Source organism: Paludibaculum fermentans, from assembly GCF_051172195.1.
In the GTDB taxonomy this organism is placed as follows: Bacteria; Acidobacteriota; Terriglobia; order Bryobacterales; family Bryobacteraceae; genus Paludibaculum; species Paludibaculum fermentans_A.
This window is the reverse complement of the sequence record NZ_JBPJAQ010000002.1, coordinates 510,637-526,163: the sequence shown is the minus strand read 5'-3', so window position 1 is coordinate 526,163 and position 15,527 is coordinate 510,637. Positions and strand designations below refer to the sequence as shown.

Sequence of the window (15,527 nt, the reverse complement as noted above, 5' to 3'; positions counted from 1 at the left end):
ATGGAGCCGCAACGCAACATAATAGTGCGGTATAAACGCCTCACAGCAGCATTAATCCTGGCATTCAGCACCGCCGCCGCGCAGCCGGAGCGGAACAGTTCTATCTCCGGACAGGTCGTAAACGCCACCACCGCCGCGCCATTGAACCGGGCCACAGTGGAAATCGTGCTCGAAGGGCGACCCGATGTTCGCGGCATGGCGCCCACGTCAGCGGACGGCGCCTTCCTGCTGAGAGCCTTGCCCGCGGGCCGCTATCTGATTAACGTCTCCAAACCCGGCTATGCCGACACCGGCTACGGAGCCCGCTATCCCGGCGCTCCCGGCCAGGTGATCACTCTCGGTGCTAACGAGAACAAATCGGGCCTCATTGTCCGGCTGGCTCGCCTGGGCTCGATCGGCGGCACGATCCTGGGCACGGCCGGCATGATCGCCCGCGGGTCCTATGTCAGTGCATTCCGCAAGGAGTTCCCGCGCGGTCAGCCGGGCTGGGTGCAGGCCGGCGGCGCCACAATCGATGATCGCGGCCAGTACCGCATCAGCAACCTGCGGCCGGGCCGCTACATTGTGGCGGCGTACCAGGTGACGATGCCCGCTATTCGCATGGGCCCACCCCGCCCTGGACTGGAGAGTGAGCAGAAGGCGGTGCCGGCCCTGACCTACTATCCAGCCACGGTGATTCAACAGGAGGCAGTACCGCTCGACATCGGCTCCGGCGACGTCCGCCGCGATGTCGATATCTCGATCCAGGAGATGGCGCCGGTGCGCGTCAGCATTGGGATCCAACTACCGCCGGGTGCGCCCACGCAGCTGAGCCAGCCTGAGACCGCCCCGCGCCGCGGAATGCTGCGGGCTCCTGTTTGGATCAGAGGCGCCGTAGGGGGGCCTGGCGCGCCGATGCACGCGTTCACCGCCACCATGGATGGGCAGGTGGAGTACCAGCCGATCAATCCCGGCCGGTATATCCTGGCCAGTTCGCTGGAAGTGGACGGGAAGTGTTACGGGGCGCGCAAGGAAATCACGCTGTCCGGCGGTTCCGTCGACACCGTGCTTGCCTACTCACCATGCGTCCAGCTCACCGGCCATCTGCGCATCACCGGCCCCGGGGCTGGCCACCTTTCCGGCCGGCAAGTAGTGCTGAATTCCGGTGAAAACCTGCCCCTCGACCGGAAGAGCGGCGAGGTCCAAGCCGACGGCTCGTTTGTCATCAAAGACGTTCCACCGGGCATCTGGGATATCTCACCGGGCGCCATTCCGATGGGCGGCTATTTGAAGTCCATGATGCTGGGCACGCTGGATGTGTTGACCAAGGATATGGTCATTGCGCCGGAGACCAAAGATTCGCTGGAGATAGTCATCAGCACCCGCGCGGCCCAGCTCCGCGGCCATGTGGAGAACGGCTTCGCCACTACGGTAGTGGCGGCTCCGCAGGGCGAACTGGCGAGCGTCCAGTCCTTGTACCGGGCAACCGGAGTGGATGAGAACGGCGACTTCGAGTTCCGGAATCTGGCTCCGTCCCATTACCGGATTTACGCTTTCGAGTCCGTGGAGCCGGGGGCCTGGCGCGATCCGGAGTTCCTGAAGAATTACGCCGGGCTCGGCACGCCCGTGGAACTGGCGGAAGGCCGAGGCCCGGAGATCAAGGTGACAGCGATCCCCGGCGCTCCTGCAGAAAGGCGAAGCCAATAACATGCGCGGCCTTTTTTTTGTCCTCTGTCTTTGTCTCCCCTGCCCTGCGCAGATCCAGGGATTTGGCGGCGGGCGTCCGGGCCAGCAGCATCAGCCGCCGGGTTCGATCAGCGGCAGTGTGGTGGACGCGGTGAAGGGAGAACCGGTGGCAGGCGCCATGCTTACCATTCGGCCCCTGGGTCCGGGCGGAATGGCCTCACCCAGCGTGGATAGCGCGGGACAGTTCTCGGCCGGCAATCTGCAGCCGGGTCAGTACTATGTACAAGCCAACCACCAGTCGTACCCCGGCCCGTTGGGCCTGCCGCAGGCCGGGCTTACGGTAGATGTGGAATCCGGTAAGGCGACCACGGGCGTTGTGGTGAAACTGACGCCAGCCGGTACGGTCTCCGGACGCATTTTGGGCGATGACGGCGAGCCCCTGCCGAATTGCGGAGTCTTCCTCTCGGCAGCGCCCATCGGCACGCTTCCGGTGCGCCAGCAGAACTACGCGCAATCGAATGAAGAGGGCGAGTTCCGCATCGCGCCAGTCTCACCCGATCGCTACCTGCTGGCCGTCCGATGCTCGCAAGCCCTGCCAGTCGAGCGCCTGCTGGACGTTGTTGGACCCGGAGGCCTGGAGCCTGGTGCGGGGTGGCAGCCCCTCTACTACCCGGATAGTCCCACGGCGGCAAGCGCGTCGACGGTCAATGTCGCGTCGGGCGTGAACGTGGAAGTCGAGCTGCACATGAAACCGCAGCTGGTCACAACGGTCACCGGGGTCGTGACCACCCCCGACGGAGCCTCGCCGGCCGAGGTCTACCGTGTCATGCTCTACCCGGAGGAGACTGCCGCGGATCCCGGGTACAGTCTGGGTTCAGCGGCTGATGGAAAGTCCGGCCGGTTCCGTATTCCGATGGTGCCCCCAGGTACATATCGCTTCAAAGCGATCTCAATCAACCGCGGGTCCCAGCCCTCCTGGTACGCCAGCCAGCGCATCACGGTCGGACAGACGGCTCCAGCGCCGGTCACGCTCCAACTGCAAACGGCCACCACGCTGACAGGCAAAGTGGAGGAGCCACCTTCCGAAGCCACAGGCAGCGAGCAGCCCTCGATCCGCATGAGAGTTGGAGCTGTGGGCGGGCCTTCCGGCCAACAGCAGGTGAAGGGGTCCATCCTACTCAGCGAAGCCAGTCCCAGCCAGAACATGGAATTACGAACCGCCCAGGTGAATGCCGCGGATAGCACCTTTCAACTGGAAGGCGTCCCGCCTGGCCGCTGGCGCGTGCAGTACCAGTCTTTCCAGCGGCCCGCCTGGATCGAATCGATGCAGTACGGCGACACTCCGGTGGAAGGCGACGTCATTGAAATTACGCAGGGCTCAGCGGGCACCCTGCTGCTCAAACTCGGGAGCAAGGCACCGGAAATCCACTACGAGCTCAAGGGCGCGCCACCCCAAACTAAGTCCTACTATATGATTCAGGCAATCCCGGCGGACGGTCCCGGGCCCAGGGGCATGGGCATCCTCGGCGTTGTGATGCCCGGGCAACCGGTCCAGGCGCGGCCCCTCGGGCCAGGCCGCTACTCGTTCTTCGCGGTGGAACAGAGTGTGGGCGGCGGCATGCTGAATGACCGAGTGACTGAACTACTGCGCCGTGAGGTCAAGCCGGTCGAGATCTCCGCCGGACAGGAACAAACCGTCCAAATCCGATGCTTCCCGACGGACGAACTGCTCAAAATCGTGGCGAACTTCGTGGCCGGAGAAGTGCGCTAATCCCGCAGCGCCTTACCCACAGTTCCTGCCAATTATGGCGAAACCAATTGCACCGTAAGCCATGTCATAGTAATGTTCACGATTCGCAGTCGAGGCGCAAGATATGGTCCGATATCAAACCGCCGCCATTCTACTGATCCTCGCCGCTGGCACGGCCGCCGCACAGCCAGAACGCAATAGCTCCATTGCGGGGCGCGTGGTGAATGCGGCCACCGGCGCACCCCTGCGCCGGGCGGCAGTGACCATCGTCCTGGACGGCCGGGACGATGTGCGCGGCATGGCTCCGACCGATGCGGATGGCCAGTTCCTGCTGCGGCTGCTGCCGGCGGGCCGCTACCGGATTGAGGTCTCCAAACCGGGCTACGCGGCCATGAACTACGGAGCCCGATTGCCGTCGGCTCCTGGCCAAGTCATCACCTTAGGGCCGAATGAGAATAAGTCGGGCCTAGTCGCCCGGCTGCCGAAGCTGGGATCCATCAGTGGCACTGTCCGGGCAGTGGGCGGGACCCTCGCCATTGGAAGCTCAGTGCAGTCCTACATCCGGGCCTTCTCGGGCGGCAGGCCGGTTTGGGTTGCCTCAGGGCAGTCCCATGTAGACGGGCGCGGCCGCTTTCGGATCTATCACCTGAAGCCGGGTCAGTATATTGTCCGTGCGACACAAATCCGGACACCGGGCCAGAAGAGCATCACGGACACGAACTCGTCCACACCACCGGCAGCCCGACTGGAACCGGCCCCGACCTACTACCCGGCCGCCGTACTGGAGGCCAAGGCCGCTCCTTTGGAACTGGGACCAGGCGGGACGGTCACCAACGTGGATATCACAATCCAGGAGATGATCCCCATCCGCTTGGCAGTCAAGGCGCAATTGCCCGCAGCCGACCCAGATCGCCCGGCCGTGAGGCCAGCAGTCTACCTGAGTGCCTGGATCAATCCGGCGGAAGGACCCACCGTACTCCCCAATAACAACTTCATGGTGGGCATGGATCGCTACTACGAATCACCCGCCCTGCAGCCAGGACGGTACATCCTCACGGGCATGGGCATGGTCGAGGGCAAACGCTACTTCGCCCGGCAGGAGGTACACCTGACGGGCGGGACGGTCGAATTCAGCCTGCCTTTCACGCCCGGAGAAGAGGTGAAGGGACGCATCCGGTTCGCCGGTCCGTCACAGGAGCGCCTCACGAAATTCCAGGTTCGCCTGCGTTCCGCTGAGAACCTGTTTATCCGCCTGAGCTCTGGCGCCATCCAGCCCGACGGATCGTTCACCATCCAGGAGGTGCCGCCCGGACTTTGGGATGTCACCATCGCGCCGGTGCCGAAGGGCGCCTACCTGCAATCGGTGCGGTTCGGCGCACAGGATGTTCTCGCAGCCGGGACCCTCACCACCGGGACGACGCACGAGCCACTCGATATCGTCATCGGCCCGCGTGGAGCCGAACTGCGTGGCCGGATCTCAGAGGGCGTTGCGACCGTCGTTCTCGCGGCGCCACAAGGGGCGAGGTCTTCGCAGCTCAGCCAGTACGCTACTTCTGGTGTGGACGAGAATGGCCGCTTCGAATTCACTGGCCTGACACCGGGCACATATAGGATCTACGCCTTTGAGGAACTGGCTCCGCAGGCCTGGGCTGACCCTGCCTTCCTCGGCAACTTCCCAGACCACGGCGCCCTTGTCGAACTACAGCCGGACCACGCCGAGGAGATTGAGCTGAAGGCGATTCAGGGCTCCAGCGGCCGGAAGGGTGGACGCTGAGATGCGACGCCTGCCGCTACTGGCTCTCCTTCTGGCGCTGCGCATAGCCGCACAACCGCCCCAGCCCAATGCGTCCGTCCCCACGGCGCCAGCGCAACCAGGAGTCGAACTCAGCGGCCGGGTTTTGAACGCAACGTCCGGCGAACCAGTCGCCGGAGCACACATCGTGATCATCCACATGGGTCCGGCAGGCCGCGGCGTGGGCGCTCTCACCGACGCGAGCGGCCGGTTCACGGCCGCAGGCCTGACGCCCGGACCACTGTACGTGCAAGCGACCCATCCGAACTTTCCAGGTCCCTTCGGACTCCCGCAAGGCGGAACCCACATCGACCTCCAGCCCGGGAAACAGTCCGCCGAAATCGTCCTCAGGCTGCGGCCGTCCGGTGTTGTCTCAGGCCGCGTCGTGGATGACGAGGGGGAACCGGTCTCCGGCTGCGAAATCCAAATGTTCACGGTGCGCGTCGGCGCCGCACTCAGTTCCGCCGGGATCTCAGGGTACACCGACGACGAGGGCAATTTCCGCCTCGAGCCCGTAGCGCCGGACCGCTATCTGCTTTCCGCCCGGTGCGCGGAGGACCTGCCGACAGAACACATCCTGGACGTGAACCCGGCTCGCAGCTTCGAATCGACGCAGACCTGGCAACGTACCTTCTACGAAGACAGCCCCACCTTCGCAGGGGCAACGGAATTCGGGGTCGCCGCGGGCGCACAGGTTCAGTTGGAGCTGCATTTGAAGCCTCAGGTCGTCCGTACCCTCAAAGGGGTTCTCACGGGACCGCTGGGGACTTCCTCAAAACGGCCGGCACAGGTCTACCTGGCGCGTACTGGCGGCGGCGCCGGCCCCACCGAGTACGAATCAGAATCCGTCAACATGGAGGACAACTCCTTCCGGTTCGAATCCGTAGTACCCGGCACCTACGAGCTGTCCGCCCTGTCGTGGGACGCCACTTCAGAGGTACGGCATTGGGCTCTAGTAACGCTGACGGTCGGAGACGAGGAACCGCCGCGGGCTGCGCTTTCCATGCAACCGCTGTCCGTCCTGACGGGCAAGGTGGAGACCCGTCCCGGCGCAGCGGACGTGCCGGCGGCAGGCCCGGCGCAATTCCCTGTTGCTCCAACAAACCCAGCCAAGGCAGTGGAAGATCCAAGTCCTGCTATTTTGACCATGACTCCGGTGCCGCGCGCCAACCATGACAGTGATCAGCAAGCATCGGTAAATGCGCATGACGGCAGCTTCCGATTCTCTGGTATTACGCCCGGCCGCTGGAAGATCCATTACTATTTACGCCGGCAACCAGCCTGGATCGAGTCCGTGCAGTACGGCGGCGCCACCAGCGAGAACCAGGAAATTGAGATTACCCCCGGTGCAACGACCACCCTCCGCATTCGCACGAGCACGGAGTTCGCCCGGACCCGTTTCGAGTTGAAGCTTCCTTCGAACGCACCGAGAACTTACTGGGTGGTTTACGCCGTCCCGGCGCAGCGCCTGAAGTTGGATGCCCCGGTGGTGGCAGCCATCGGTTTCCCAGAGAGCCTCAGCAGCGTCACGAGGCTGCCCCCTGGCCCGTATCGCTTCTTCGCAGTGCCGCGCACTGCCGGCGGCGGCATGTTCAATGAACGCTTCGCCGAGTTGATGAGCCGGACACTGGAGCAGATGGATATCTCGACAGCAAACGAAAAAACGATTGAAGTGCGATGTTTTCTGCACGAAGAGGTCGAGCGCATCGTCTCGTCATATATTGCGGGAGAGGTACGCTGAGGCCCAGTGCTTCCGCTAATAATCGAAAAGCGGCATTGTTCATGGTTCGTCCTTTTTGACCGGAGCGACTGGAAATGGTCCGCTATCAACTCGGCGTGCTTCTCGTAATCCTGGCAACTTCGCTAACCTCCGCGCAGCCGGAGCGAACCAGCTCCATTGCCGGCCGCGTGGTGGATGCGACAACGGGTGCGCCCTTATGCCGGGCAGCGGTGGTCATCATTCTGGACGGCCGCAATGACGTGCGCGGCATGGCTCCGACTGATGCGGATGGCCAGTTCCTGCTGCGGCTGCTGCCCGCGGGCCGCTACCGGATCGAGGTCTCCAAGCCCGGCTATGCCGTCATGAACTACGGAGCCAGGTTCCCGTCCAATCCGGGCCAGATTGTAACGGTGAGCCCGAACGAGAACAAGTCAGGCCTCATCATCCGGCTTCCGCAACTGGGCGCGATCAGCGGCGAAATTGTTGCGGCCGGCGGAGGCCCGGCCAAGGGCGCATTCGTCCAGGCATACCGGCGCATCTATCGGCGCGGCCAGCTGGATTGGAGCCCCGAGGGCGGCGCGCGGACAAACAACGAGGGCCACTATCGAATCGCCCACCTGCTTGCGGGCCACTACATCGTTTCGGCCCGGCAGCACGAAACGCCCCCAGACGACCAACCGGCCCTCGCGGTTCAAGCGGAGCCCGCCCTGCGGCAGGCACCGGCGCTCACGTTCCATCCCGCCACACCGGTTCGAGGCGAGGCCGCTCCGATCCTGCTGGGTATGGCCGGCGATGTGATGGGCATCAATGTCTCGATTCAGGAGAGGGAACCCATCCGGCTGCGCCTTCCGTTCATTGGACTGCCCGGCGGAAACAGCCCTTTTGTCCAGCGGGTCAATGGGGTGCCCACCTCCCGCGCGTTCATCCCCGCACGAATTCGGGAAGTGAACGGCGAATCGGGTTACCAGTTACAGATCGCGGCCGGCCCGGAGCGGCGCTTCGAGACGCTGGCCCTGGCGCCAGGCCGCTATGTGATTGCTAGCGCGGTCGAGGCCGCCGGCACTCTCTATTCGGCGCGCCAGGAGGTGAACCTGACGAGCGGTTCCCTGGATATCCCGCTCTTCTTTCGGCCAGCCATGCCAGTCAAGGGCCGCATTCGGGTGGAAGGCCCGAACGTCGGCGATCCATCGAGGATGAGAGTCCGCTTAAGCGGATCGGACACCGGCATCCTGCGTGTGCAATCCGCAAAGGTTGAGCCGGATGGTTCGTTCTCGATTCCGGCCGTCCCTGCCGGCGTATGGGAATTGGCGGTAGACACCCTCCCCCAGGGCGGCCACATCAAATCGGCCCTGCTCGGCCGGACGGATGTCCTGAAGGGCGAGCTCCTGGTTTCCAATGACAGTCGCGAGCTGCTGGAAATCGTGGTGAGCACAGTCAGCGCTCAACTCCGGGGCCGCGTGGACGACCGCCGCGCCACTGTGATCCTGGCCGCCCCACAGGGAGATCGAGCCGGAATGCCGCGTTTCTATTCGACAGTGGGCCTGGATGAGGACGGCCATTTCGAGTTCCGCGCACTGCCGCCCGGCGCGTACACCATTTATGCGTTCGAGGAACTGGCTCCGCACGCGTGGCTCGATCCTGAGTTCCTGCCGCACTACGCAGGGCTGGGTACCCCCGTGGAATTGCGCGAAGGCCGCGCGCCGGAGCTCGCCGTCAAAACGATCGTGGGCTCCACCGCCACAAAAAGGGTGCAGTGACATGCCACAATGGCCGCTTTCCTTCATCCTCTGTGCGATCGTGGTCCGGGGCCAGGGCGGAGCCTACCCCGGCAGCCAGGGTCCGCCGCAGAGCCGGCCTGCCTCGGAGCGAGGTTCCGTCAGCGGGCGTGTTGTCAACGCTGCCTCGGGCGAACCCATTGCCGGGGCCCGCGTGAGAATCGGTCGTTCTTCCACCACCGACAGTGTGAAGCTGGCCACCAGCGACCCAGTAGGAGGGTTCTCGGCGAGCGGCCTGACACCAGGCTCATACCTGGTCAGCGCCTCGCACAGCGAGTATCCGGGTGCGCTCAACCTGGCGCAGGCCGGAGCCCGCATCGAAGTCCAGGGAGGCAAGGAGACTACCGGAATCACGGTGAAGATGCACCCCGCGGGCACCATCTCGGGAGTGGTCCTGGACGACGGCGGAGAACCTCTTGCCCAATGCGGCGTCGCCCTGCTGCCGGTGCCACTGGGTGGCGTGGTTCCCCCGGAAGCCGGCCGGGCATCGACGGATGACAAAGGCCGCTTCCGACTGGAAGCCGTCGCACCGGACCGCTACCTGGTGGTGGTGTCCTGCGAACAGGATCTTCCGTCCGAGCACATCCTGGACGTTGTGGGCTGGATGGGCTTCGAACCGCAGGAGACCTGGCAGCGCACGTTCTATCAGAACGGCACGACGCGCTCGGACGCAGCCGAAGTCAGCGTCGCCTCCGGAGCCGAGGTCAAGCTCGAATTCCAACTGAAGCCCGTGGCCGTCCACACCATTCGCGGCACGGTGACACAGGCTCCAGGCGTGTCGTGGTCGACGGCACCCGAGATCCGCCTGATTCCAGAAGGACCACGCGCGGAAGATTCACTGGAGTGGACTGACTACCTCAACGTGGAAACAGGGGTTTTCCGTTTCGAGATGATCCCGCCCGGCGCGTACAGCCTCACAGCCTGGACGACGGATCAGTTCGGTCGTCTGCTGGTTTCGGAGGCCCGCGCGGTGGTGGTAGGACCAACCGCGCCGCCCCCGGTCCGGCTCGAATTACGATTCAGCGCAACGCTCACCGGTCAGGTAGAGAGGCCGGATGCTGGAACTTCCTCGGCGTCACCAGCTGCTGCCGGTCAACAAACCCGGCCAGCCGGAGGGCCGCCAATGGGACCACCGCGTACCTCTGCCGGGCCTACAGTCACCTTGACGCCCACTCGGCCGGGCGGCCCATTTACGACCCTCACCGGCCGGGTCAGTCTGCAGACTGGAAGCTTCCAGATCCCTGGAATGGCACCAGGCCGCTGGCTGGTTCGGTATGAGCAACCACAGCAGCCCGCTTGGGTGGAGTCCATGCAGTATGGTGAGGCGCCGGTTGTGAACAAGGAGATTGAGGTGACGCCGGATTCGACCGCAATCCTGAAAATACGCACAAATAGCAAGCTCGCCAATCTGCAATTGGAATATCTAGACAGCGCCGCGACGGCAAAGTCCAATTGCGCGCTCCAGGCAATTCCGGCCGGAGAGAGCGGCCGGACGATGCCCATTCACATGGACTTCAGCCGTGGCAACAGCCTGGCGCCCGGACGCTACTATCTCTTCGGCGTAGAACAACCGGAAGGAAGCGAGCGCCTGAATGAGCGCGCCCTTCGCCTTCTGGGCAGGCAGATAAACCCGATGGAAGTGGTGGCCGGCCGGGACCAGGCGCTCACCGTGAAATGTTTCTCCGCCGGGGAGCTTCAGAGAATCATCGAGAATTACATCGCCGGAGAAGCGCGCTGAATGATCATATCGCCACTTGCAGATTTCCACGGGCATGTCATAGTGAATAATTGAGAATTACAGTCGGCGTGCCTCACAATGGTCCAGTATAAACTTGCCGTTGTTCTCCTAATTCTAGGAATGGGCCGGGCCTCCGCCCAACCGGAGCGCAACAGCTCGATCGCGGGCCGCGTGGTCAACTCTGTCACCGGCGCGCCCCTGCACCGCGTGACGGTTGAAATCATCCTGGAAGGACGCGACGACGTTCGCGGCCAAGCCGGCACGGAGAGCGACGGGCAGTTTCTTCTTCGAGCGCTGCCCGCGGGCCGCTACCGCATCAAAGTGACCCGGCCCCGCTACGCCGCAATGAACTACGGCGCCCGGCGGCCCAATGCCCCAGGCCAGATCATCACCCTCGGATCCAACGAGAACAAGTCCGGGTTGATCATCCGGATGCCTGCCCTGGGGGCAGTGAGCGGGGCAGTCACCGGACTGCCGGCGACTGCGATGCAACCGCAAGTCGTGGCTCGGCCCGTCGAAGGCACAACCGAGAACCCCTTTGGGCGGGGCGGAATGTTCGAACGCCCGGGAGAATACCGCATTGATGGCTTGATCCCCGGCCGCTACCGCCTCTCTGTGGGCTACACCGTCATGCCCCGGCGGGATTTGTTTCCAGCTGACGCCAAGGTCGACCTCAATCGCCGCTTTACCTCCTACTATCCCTCCACTCTCAATTCCAACGAGGCGGTCATCGTCGAAATCAAGCCCGGCGAGGAACTCACAGGCTTCGATCTCGTCGTACAGGAGCCGGCCCAGGCCGTTCTGGGCATTCGTATCCTGTGGCCTAAGGATGTCGTAATCCCAAAGCCCGCTCCAGGCATGTTCCTAGGCTCCCTTCATCTCCACACACGTTCAGCCGGGAACCCCCAGGGCGTGTATGCCGGCGGTCAATCCCTCACGGCGGGCGATGAGCGCCTCCTCTATCAGTCGCTCATCCCCGGACGCTACACGGTCAGCGGCACTATCCAACTCCAGGGCCGATGCTACTCCGCTCGCGAGGAAGTCACGGCCACTGCGGGGACGCCCATACTGGAATTGCCGCTCCAGCCCTGTACAGACGTCCGTGGCCGCGTACGTATCTCCGGAGCCTCCACACTACCCGCCAAGCTCACCGTCAGTCTCCGCTCGCTGGAATCCGCTCCGGTCAATCTGGACCGTCCCACTCTCCAGCCCGATGGCTCCTTCGTCATCCCTGGCGTCCCCGCTGGTCTCTGGACCCTTGTCCTCTCGCCCCTGCCTCCCGGCAGCTACTTGAAATCCGTGACGCTGGGCAGTCTCGACGTGCTCGACCAGCCCCTCCTCATTTCGCCGGCAACTTCGTCTCGCCTCGAAATCCTCGTTGCAGCGAATGGAGCCGAGTTCAGCGGCCATGTGGAGGAAGGACTTGCCACCATCATCCTGGCGGCCCCGGAAGCTGCCGCTGACTCCCTGCCCAGCCGTTACGCCACCACCAGCGTCGACGAGCAAGGCCACTTCCGCCTGACGGGACTTCACCCTGGCGCCTACCGTGTCTATGCCTTCGAAGACATCGAGCCTGGAGCCTGGCTCGACCCCAACTTCCTGGCGGAGTATCGGGATTCGGGCACACCAGTCCAACTGAAGGAAAGTCCGGGGCCGGCCGTTACCCTCAAGGCCATACCCGCCAATCGTCCGGCAGCGAAGATAGGGGCTCGTTGAAATGCCCAGCCGCCTAGCCTTTCTCTTCTTCGCCGGGCTCGGCGCGATGGCGCAGCAGACACCCGGGACGCTTTCCGGCATCGTCGTCAACTCGGCTGGAGTGCCCATCAACGATGCGCGCCTGCAACTGGTGGACGGCGAGGGGAGTCCGACGAATCTCTTCACCTCCACCCTGGCCGATGGGACCTTCCAACTTGCCGGCGCGAGTCCCGGACGCTGTTTTCTGATTGTCTCCCACGCCCAGAACCCTGGCCCGCTGGGTGGCCCGCAGATTGGCCTTCGCTTGGAGATCAGGCCTGGCCAGCAGATTGAGGGCTTGAAACTGGCCTTCTCTCCGCCCACCGTCGTCTCCGGCCGTGTGCTGAACGATGAGGGCGAACCGGTTGGTGATTGCCACGTGTTCATTTCCCCTGTCGCGGCACAGGAAGGCAGCGCCAGCAGGCTGCACATGGCCGTCACTAACAATCGCGGCTTTTTCCGCCTTGATTCCGTGGCGCCCGATCGCTATGTCGCTTTCACCTCCTGCAACGCCATCCTGCCCACTGAGCACCTGCTCGATGTCGTCCCACGCGACGGTTTCGAGGCTCGCTCCACATGGATGCCGGTCTTCTATCCCGACAGCCCCACTCGTGCCGGGGCTCAGCCATTCGCGGCCGCGCCTGGACTCGACCCGCACCTCGAATTTCGCTTGCGGGCCACCCCCGTCAGCGCCCTCACCGGCCCGCTCACCGCTGCGCCGGGGGTCACCTGGCAGGAGCCGGTATCAATGGAAATCTATCCATCCGACGCCGGCGAAAACCGCGGCTTCTCAACGCTGGACGGAAGCTCCGACGACAAAACCGGAACTTTCTCATTCCGCACCGTGCCGCCAGGCCACTACCAACTCGTAGCCACTACCAGGGATCGCGGAACCAACCCGCCCGCCACGGCAAACTTCCCCTTGACTGTCGGCGATACTGCTCCGCCTCCCTTCCCCATCGTCCTGCGGCCCGGAATCCCCGTCAGCGGAATCGCGGAAGACAGTTCGGGCAGCCGCCTCATTCAGCCCAACCAGAATGTCGACTTCATCGTTGAGAACACCCCCACGGGAGAGGTCCGCCACAGATCGGTCCGGCCAGCCGGAACCATCACGCTGGACTCTGCCGACTCAGGATCCGGACTGTACGCTGCACCTGCCGACATCGATTCCGAGACCGGCCGGTTCACTCTCCCCGCCGTCCCGGCCGGCCGGTGGCGCATCCGCTGCCGTCTCAACTACGACCGCACCTACGTCGAAAGCGTGATTTTCAACGACAAACGAGTGGAAGGGGGCGTCATCGAGATCACGGGAGCGCTCGCGCCAACCCTCCGGCTCCGCCTCGCGCCAAAACCCAACATGAGTTATAAGCTGGAAAACCTGCCGACTGGCAGCGAGAGGAAATGGATGGTGCTCGCCGTCCCGGAGCAACCACTGTCGACTGAGCAGGCTGACCACGTCGTCGAAGGTGATCCGGAATCACTCAAGTACGCCAGCCGGATTGTTCCGGGCCGTTACCGCTTCATCGCGCTGGAAACGGACTTCGCCGGCAGCCGCGACCGCGCGCCGTTGCTCCGCGTCCTCGCCCCCAAAGTGGACCCTATCGACGTCCCCGCGACAGGTCGGCAGAACCTGCCTGTCCGGTGCTTCACCAAAGCCGAAGTGGAGAAGGCGATTCAGACCTACCTCTACGGAGACACCCCACCCCCAGCGGCCCCATAATAGGCTAGTCATGCTACGCAAGCTACTCGTCTTGACCGCCGCTTTTTGCACCTGCGCCGCCGCGCAATCGCCCAAGTCCATCCTGCTCATCACAGACGCGGAAGGCGTCGCCGGCATCTGCCGCCAGGAGCAGACTGAGCCCACCAATCCCGAGCTCCAGAAACTGCTGGCCGGCGAGATCAATGCCGCCATCCGCGGCTTCATGCGCGCCGGAGGTGCCGATGTCGTCGTCTGGGATGGCCACGACGGCAGCCGTACCCTGTCCGCGCTCCAGATCGAACACGCGAAACTTGTCATCGGCTCGCTGGGCCCCAAAATGCTCCTCGAGCGGAAATTCTCCGCCATCGGCTTCATCGGCCAGCACGCGCGCGCCAATCGTGAACGCGCCGTCATGGCCCACAGCTATAGTTCGCAGGGGATCCAGAAGCTGCTCATGAACGGCAAAGAGGTGGGCGAAATCGAAACCCGCAGCGCCCTCGCCGGTTGGTACAACACGCCCGTCATCCTGCTCACCGGAGACCAGGCCGCCACGGAAGACCTGCACGCGATTGTGCCGCAGGCCGTCACCGTCGCCGTAAAAGAAGGCGTCGGCTACTATGCCTGCATCTCGGACGATGCCGCTACCGCCAACATGCGAATTGAAGCCGCCGCCTACGAAGCCCTGCGCAGAATAAATCAGATTCCGCCCTATCGCATCGAAGGGCCCGTCGAGATCATCCAGGAATCCACCACGCGCTCCACGCCCTCGCCCGACGCCGTACTCCTGCCAGGCGTCGAACACATCGGCCCCCGCACGACGCGCTTCCGGGGCAAGGACTTCATGGAGGCCTGGACCCTCTGGGCAGGCCGCTAGTTCTTCGCCGGCTTCACTTCCGACACGACTCCATCCACCACCCGCACCGTACCTACCGCCACGCCGTGATTGGCGTAACGGTAGATCTCCGTCAGGTGCCCTTCCTCGGGCACGCTGATCTTGTACGAGGCCGTCCCCAGGCGCTCAGCCAGTTCGCTCTTGGGCGCGCCTGTGGCCAGCTTCGCGAACTCCTGGGGCGTCGCCACCACCCGCGCCGCCGCCGCGGCGTAGCTCCGCGCAGAAGCATAAGCAGCAGCCGGCTCCGAGGTGTCGGCCGCCGCCGTCTTCCTGCGTGTCACTCGAGTACGCCGCGCATGCGCCGCCGCTCCGGAGGTACCCGCGGATCCATCCACGGACTTCGCGCCCGCCTGAGCCTTGGCCTTGACCTTGACGTCAGGCTCCGGCTGGCCTTCTGCTTCCTTCGTCGCTGCTGCCACACGGCCGAAAACCTTATCCAAGCCGTTGCTGATCGCCTTGCCACCCACGCTGCCGGCCGTACCCACTGCCGCCGCCGCCGCGTGTTCTACCATTGCCTGACCAAGGCAACAGACCGCCGCGGCGGCCATCAGAGTCATTCGCAGGACCAGAATTTTCATGCGTACCTCTTACCGAAGATCCTAACGGGCCTGCCGGCCGCGAACCATCGTAGAACTCCCTTAGTACTCCGCCGAAAATCGCCCGGTGTTTCTCCTACACAACCGTAGCCGGGGAGGCCGCAACCGCTTGGGCGCGCCCCATCGCATCTGATACTGTGGCTCCACGGGAGCTGACTTCCAGACC

General features: G+C 64.0%; 10 protein-coding genes. 9 read left to right on the top strand and 1 reads right to left on the bottom strand.

Features of this window, described 5'->3' with window-relative positions; translation table 11 throughout:
* The 9 genes from ACR9Y2_RS28750 to ACR9Y2_RS28710 all read left to right on the top strand — a co-directional run bounded on the left by ACR9Y2_RS28750 (position 1) and on the right by ACR9Y2_RS28710 (position 14,747).
* Positions 1-1,686, top strand: coding sequence for a carboxypeptidase regulatory-like domain-containing protein (locus tag ACR9Y2_RS28750; protein ID WP_435045318.1), 1,686 nt, complete (start codon positions 1-3; stop codon positions 1,684-1,686).
* Position 1,687: 1 nt separating this feature from the next.
* Complete coding sequence (locus tag ACR9Y2_RS28745) at positions 1,688-3,436, top strand: carboxypeptidase regulatory-like domain-containing protein (protein WP_435045317.1); 1,749 nt, start codon at positions 1,688-1,690, stop codon at positions 3,434-3,436.
* A gap of 103 nt (positions 3,437-3,539) precedes the next feature.
* Positions 3,540-5,189, top strand: coding sequence for a carboxypeptidase regulatory-like domain-containing protein (locus ACR9Y2_RS28740; protein ID WP_435045316.1), 1,650 nt, complete (start codon positions 3,540-3,542; stop codon positions 5,187-5,189).
* Between the two features lies 1 nt (position 5,190).
* A complete protein-coding gene (locus ACR9Y2_RS28735) occupies positions 5,191-6,948 on the top strand; it encodes a carboxypeptidase-like regulatory domain-containing protein (protein WP_435045315.1) in 1,758 nt (585 codons plus the stop codon).
* 74 nt (positions 6,949-7,022) lie between these two features.
* Positions 7,023-8,684 carry a carboxypeptidase regulatory-like domain-containing protein gene (locus ACR9Y2_RS28730; protein WP_435045314.1) on the top strand — a complete coding sequence of 554 codons (1,662 nt, stop codon included), beginning with the start codon at positions 7,023-7,025 and terminating at the stop codon, positions 8,682-8,684.
* A 1-nt stretch (position 8,685) separates the two neighbouring features.
* Positions 8,686-10,440 (top strand): carboxypeptidase regulatory-like domain-containing protein, encoded by a 1,755-nt coding sequence (locus ACR9Y2_RS28725; protein WP_435045313.1) that lies wholly within the window; start codon positions 8,686-8,688, stop codon positions 10,438-10,440.
* 120 nt (positions 10,441-10,560) lie between these two features.
* The gene (locus ACR9Y2_RS28720) at positions 10,561-12,156 is read left to right on the top strand and encodes a carboxypeptidase-like regulatory domain-containing protein (protein WP_435045312.1); all 1,596 of its coding nucleotides are present in this window, start codon (positions 10,561-10,563) and stop codon (positions 12,154-12,156) included.
* Position 12,157: 1 nt separating this feature from the next.
* Positions 12,158-13,894: a carboxypeptidase-like regulatory domain-containing protein gene (locus ACR9Y2_RS28715; protein WP_435045311.1), complete on the top strand. Its 1,737-nt coding sequence runs from the start codon at positions 12,158-12,160 to the stop codon at positions 13,892-13,894.
* Positions 13,895-13,904: 10 nt separating this feature from the next.
* Positions 13,905-14,747, top strand: coding sequence for a M55 family metallopeptidase (locus tag ACR9Y2_RS28710; RefSeq protein WP_435045310.1), 843 nt, complete (start codon positions 13,905-13,907; stop codon positions 14,745-14,747).
* On the opposite strand, the gene ACR9Y2_RS28705 is transcribed toward ACR9Y2_RS28710, so the two are convergent.
* Positions 14,744-15,343 carry a hypothetical protein gene (locus ACR9Y2_RS28705; RefSeq protein ID WP_435045309.1) on the bottom strand — a complete coding sequence of 200 codons (600 nt, stop codon included), beginning with the start codon at positions 15,341-15,343 and terminating at the stop codon, positions 14,744-14,746. The genes ACR9Y2_RS28710 and ACR9Y2_RS28705 overlap by 4 nt on opposite strands.
* Positions 15,344-15,527 lie beyond the last annotated feature (184 nt).

Bases quoted from the DNA above. Each gene is read 5' to 3' on its own strand.
- ACR9Y2_RS28725 (WP_435045313.1), top strand. From the start codon at position 8,686: ATGCCACAATGGCCGCTTTCCTTCATCCTCTGTGCGATCGTGGTCCGG.
- ACR9Y2_RS28750 (WP_435045318.1), top strand. From the start codon at position 1: ATGGAGCCGCAACGCAACATAATAGTGCGGTATAAACGCCTCACAGCA.
- ACR9Y2_RS28705 (WP_435045309.1), bottom strand. From the start codon at position 15,343: ATGAAAATTCTGGTCCTGCGAATGACTCTGATGGCCGCCGCGGCGGTC.
- ACR9Y2_RS28735 (WP_435045315.1), top strand. From the start codon at position 5,191: ATGCGACGCCTGCCGCTACTGGCTCTCCTTCTGGCGCTGCGCATAGCC.
- ACR9Y2_RS28710 (WP_435045310.1), top strand. From the start codon at position 13,905: ATGCTACGCAAGCTACTCGTCTTGACCGCCGCTTTTTGCACCTGCGCC.
- ACR9Y2_RS28720 (WP_435045312.1), top strand. From the start codon at position 10,561: ATGGGCCGGGCCTCCGCCCAACCGGAGCGCAACAGCTCGATCGCGGGC.
- ACR9Y2_RS28740 (WP_435045316.1), top strand. From the start codon at position 3,540: ATGGTCCGATATCAAACCGCCGCCATTCTACTGATCCTCGCCGCTGGC.
- ACR9Y2_RS28745 (WP_435045317.1), top strand. From the start codon at position 1,688: ATGCGCGGCCTTTTTTTTGTCCTCTGTCTTTGTCTCCCCTGCCCTGCG.
- ACR9Y2_RS28730 (WP_435045314.1), top strand. From the start codon at position 7,023: ATGGTCCGCTATCAACTCGGCGTGCTTCTCGTAATCCTGGCAACTTCG.
- ACR9Y2_RS28715 (WP_435045311.1), top strand. From the start codon at position 12,158: ATGCCCAGCCGCCTAGCCTTTCTCTTCTTCGCCGGGCTCGGCGCGATG.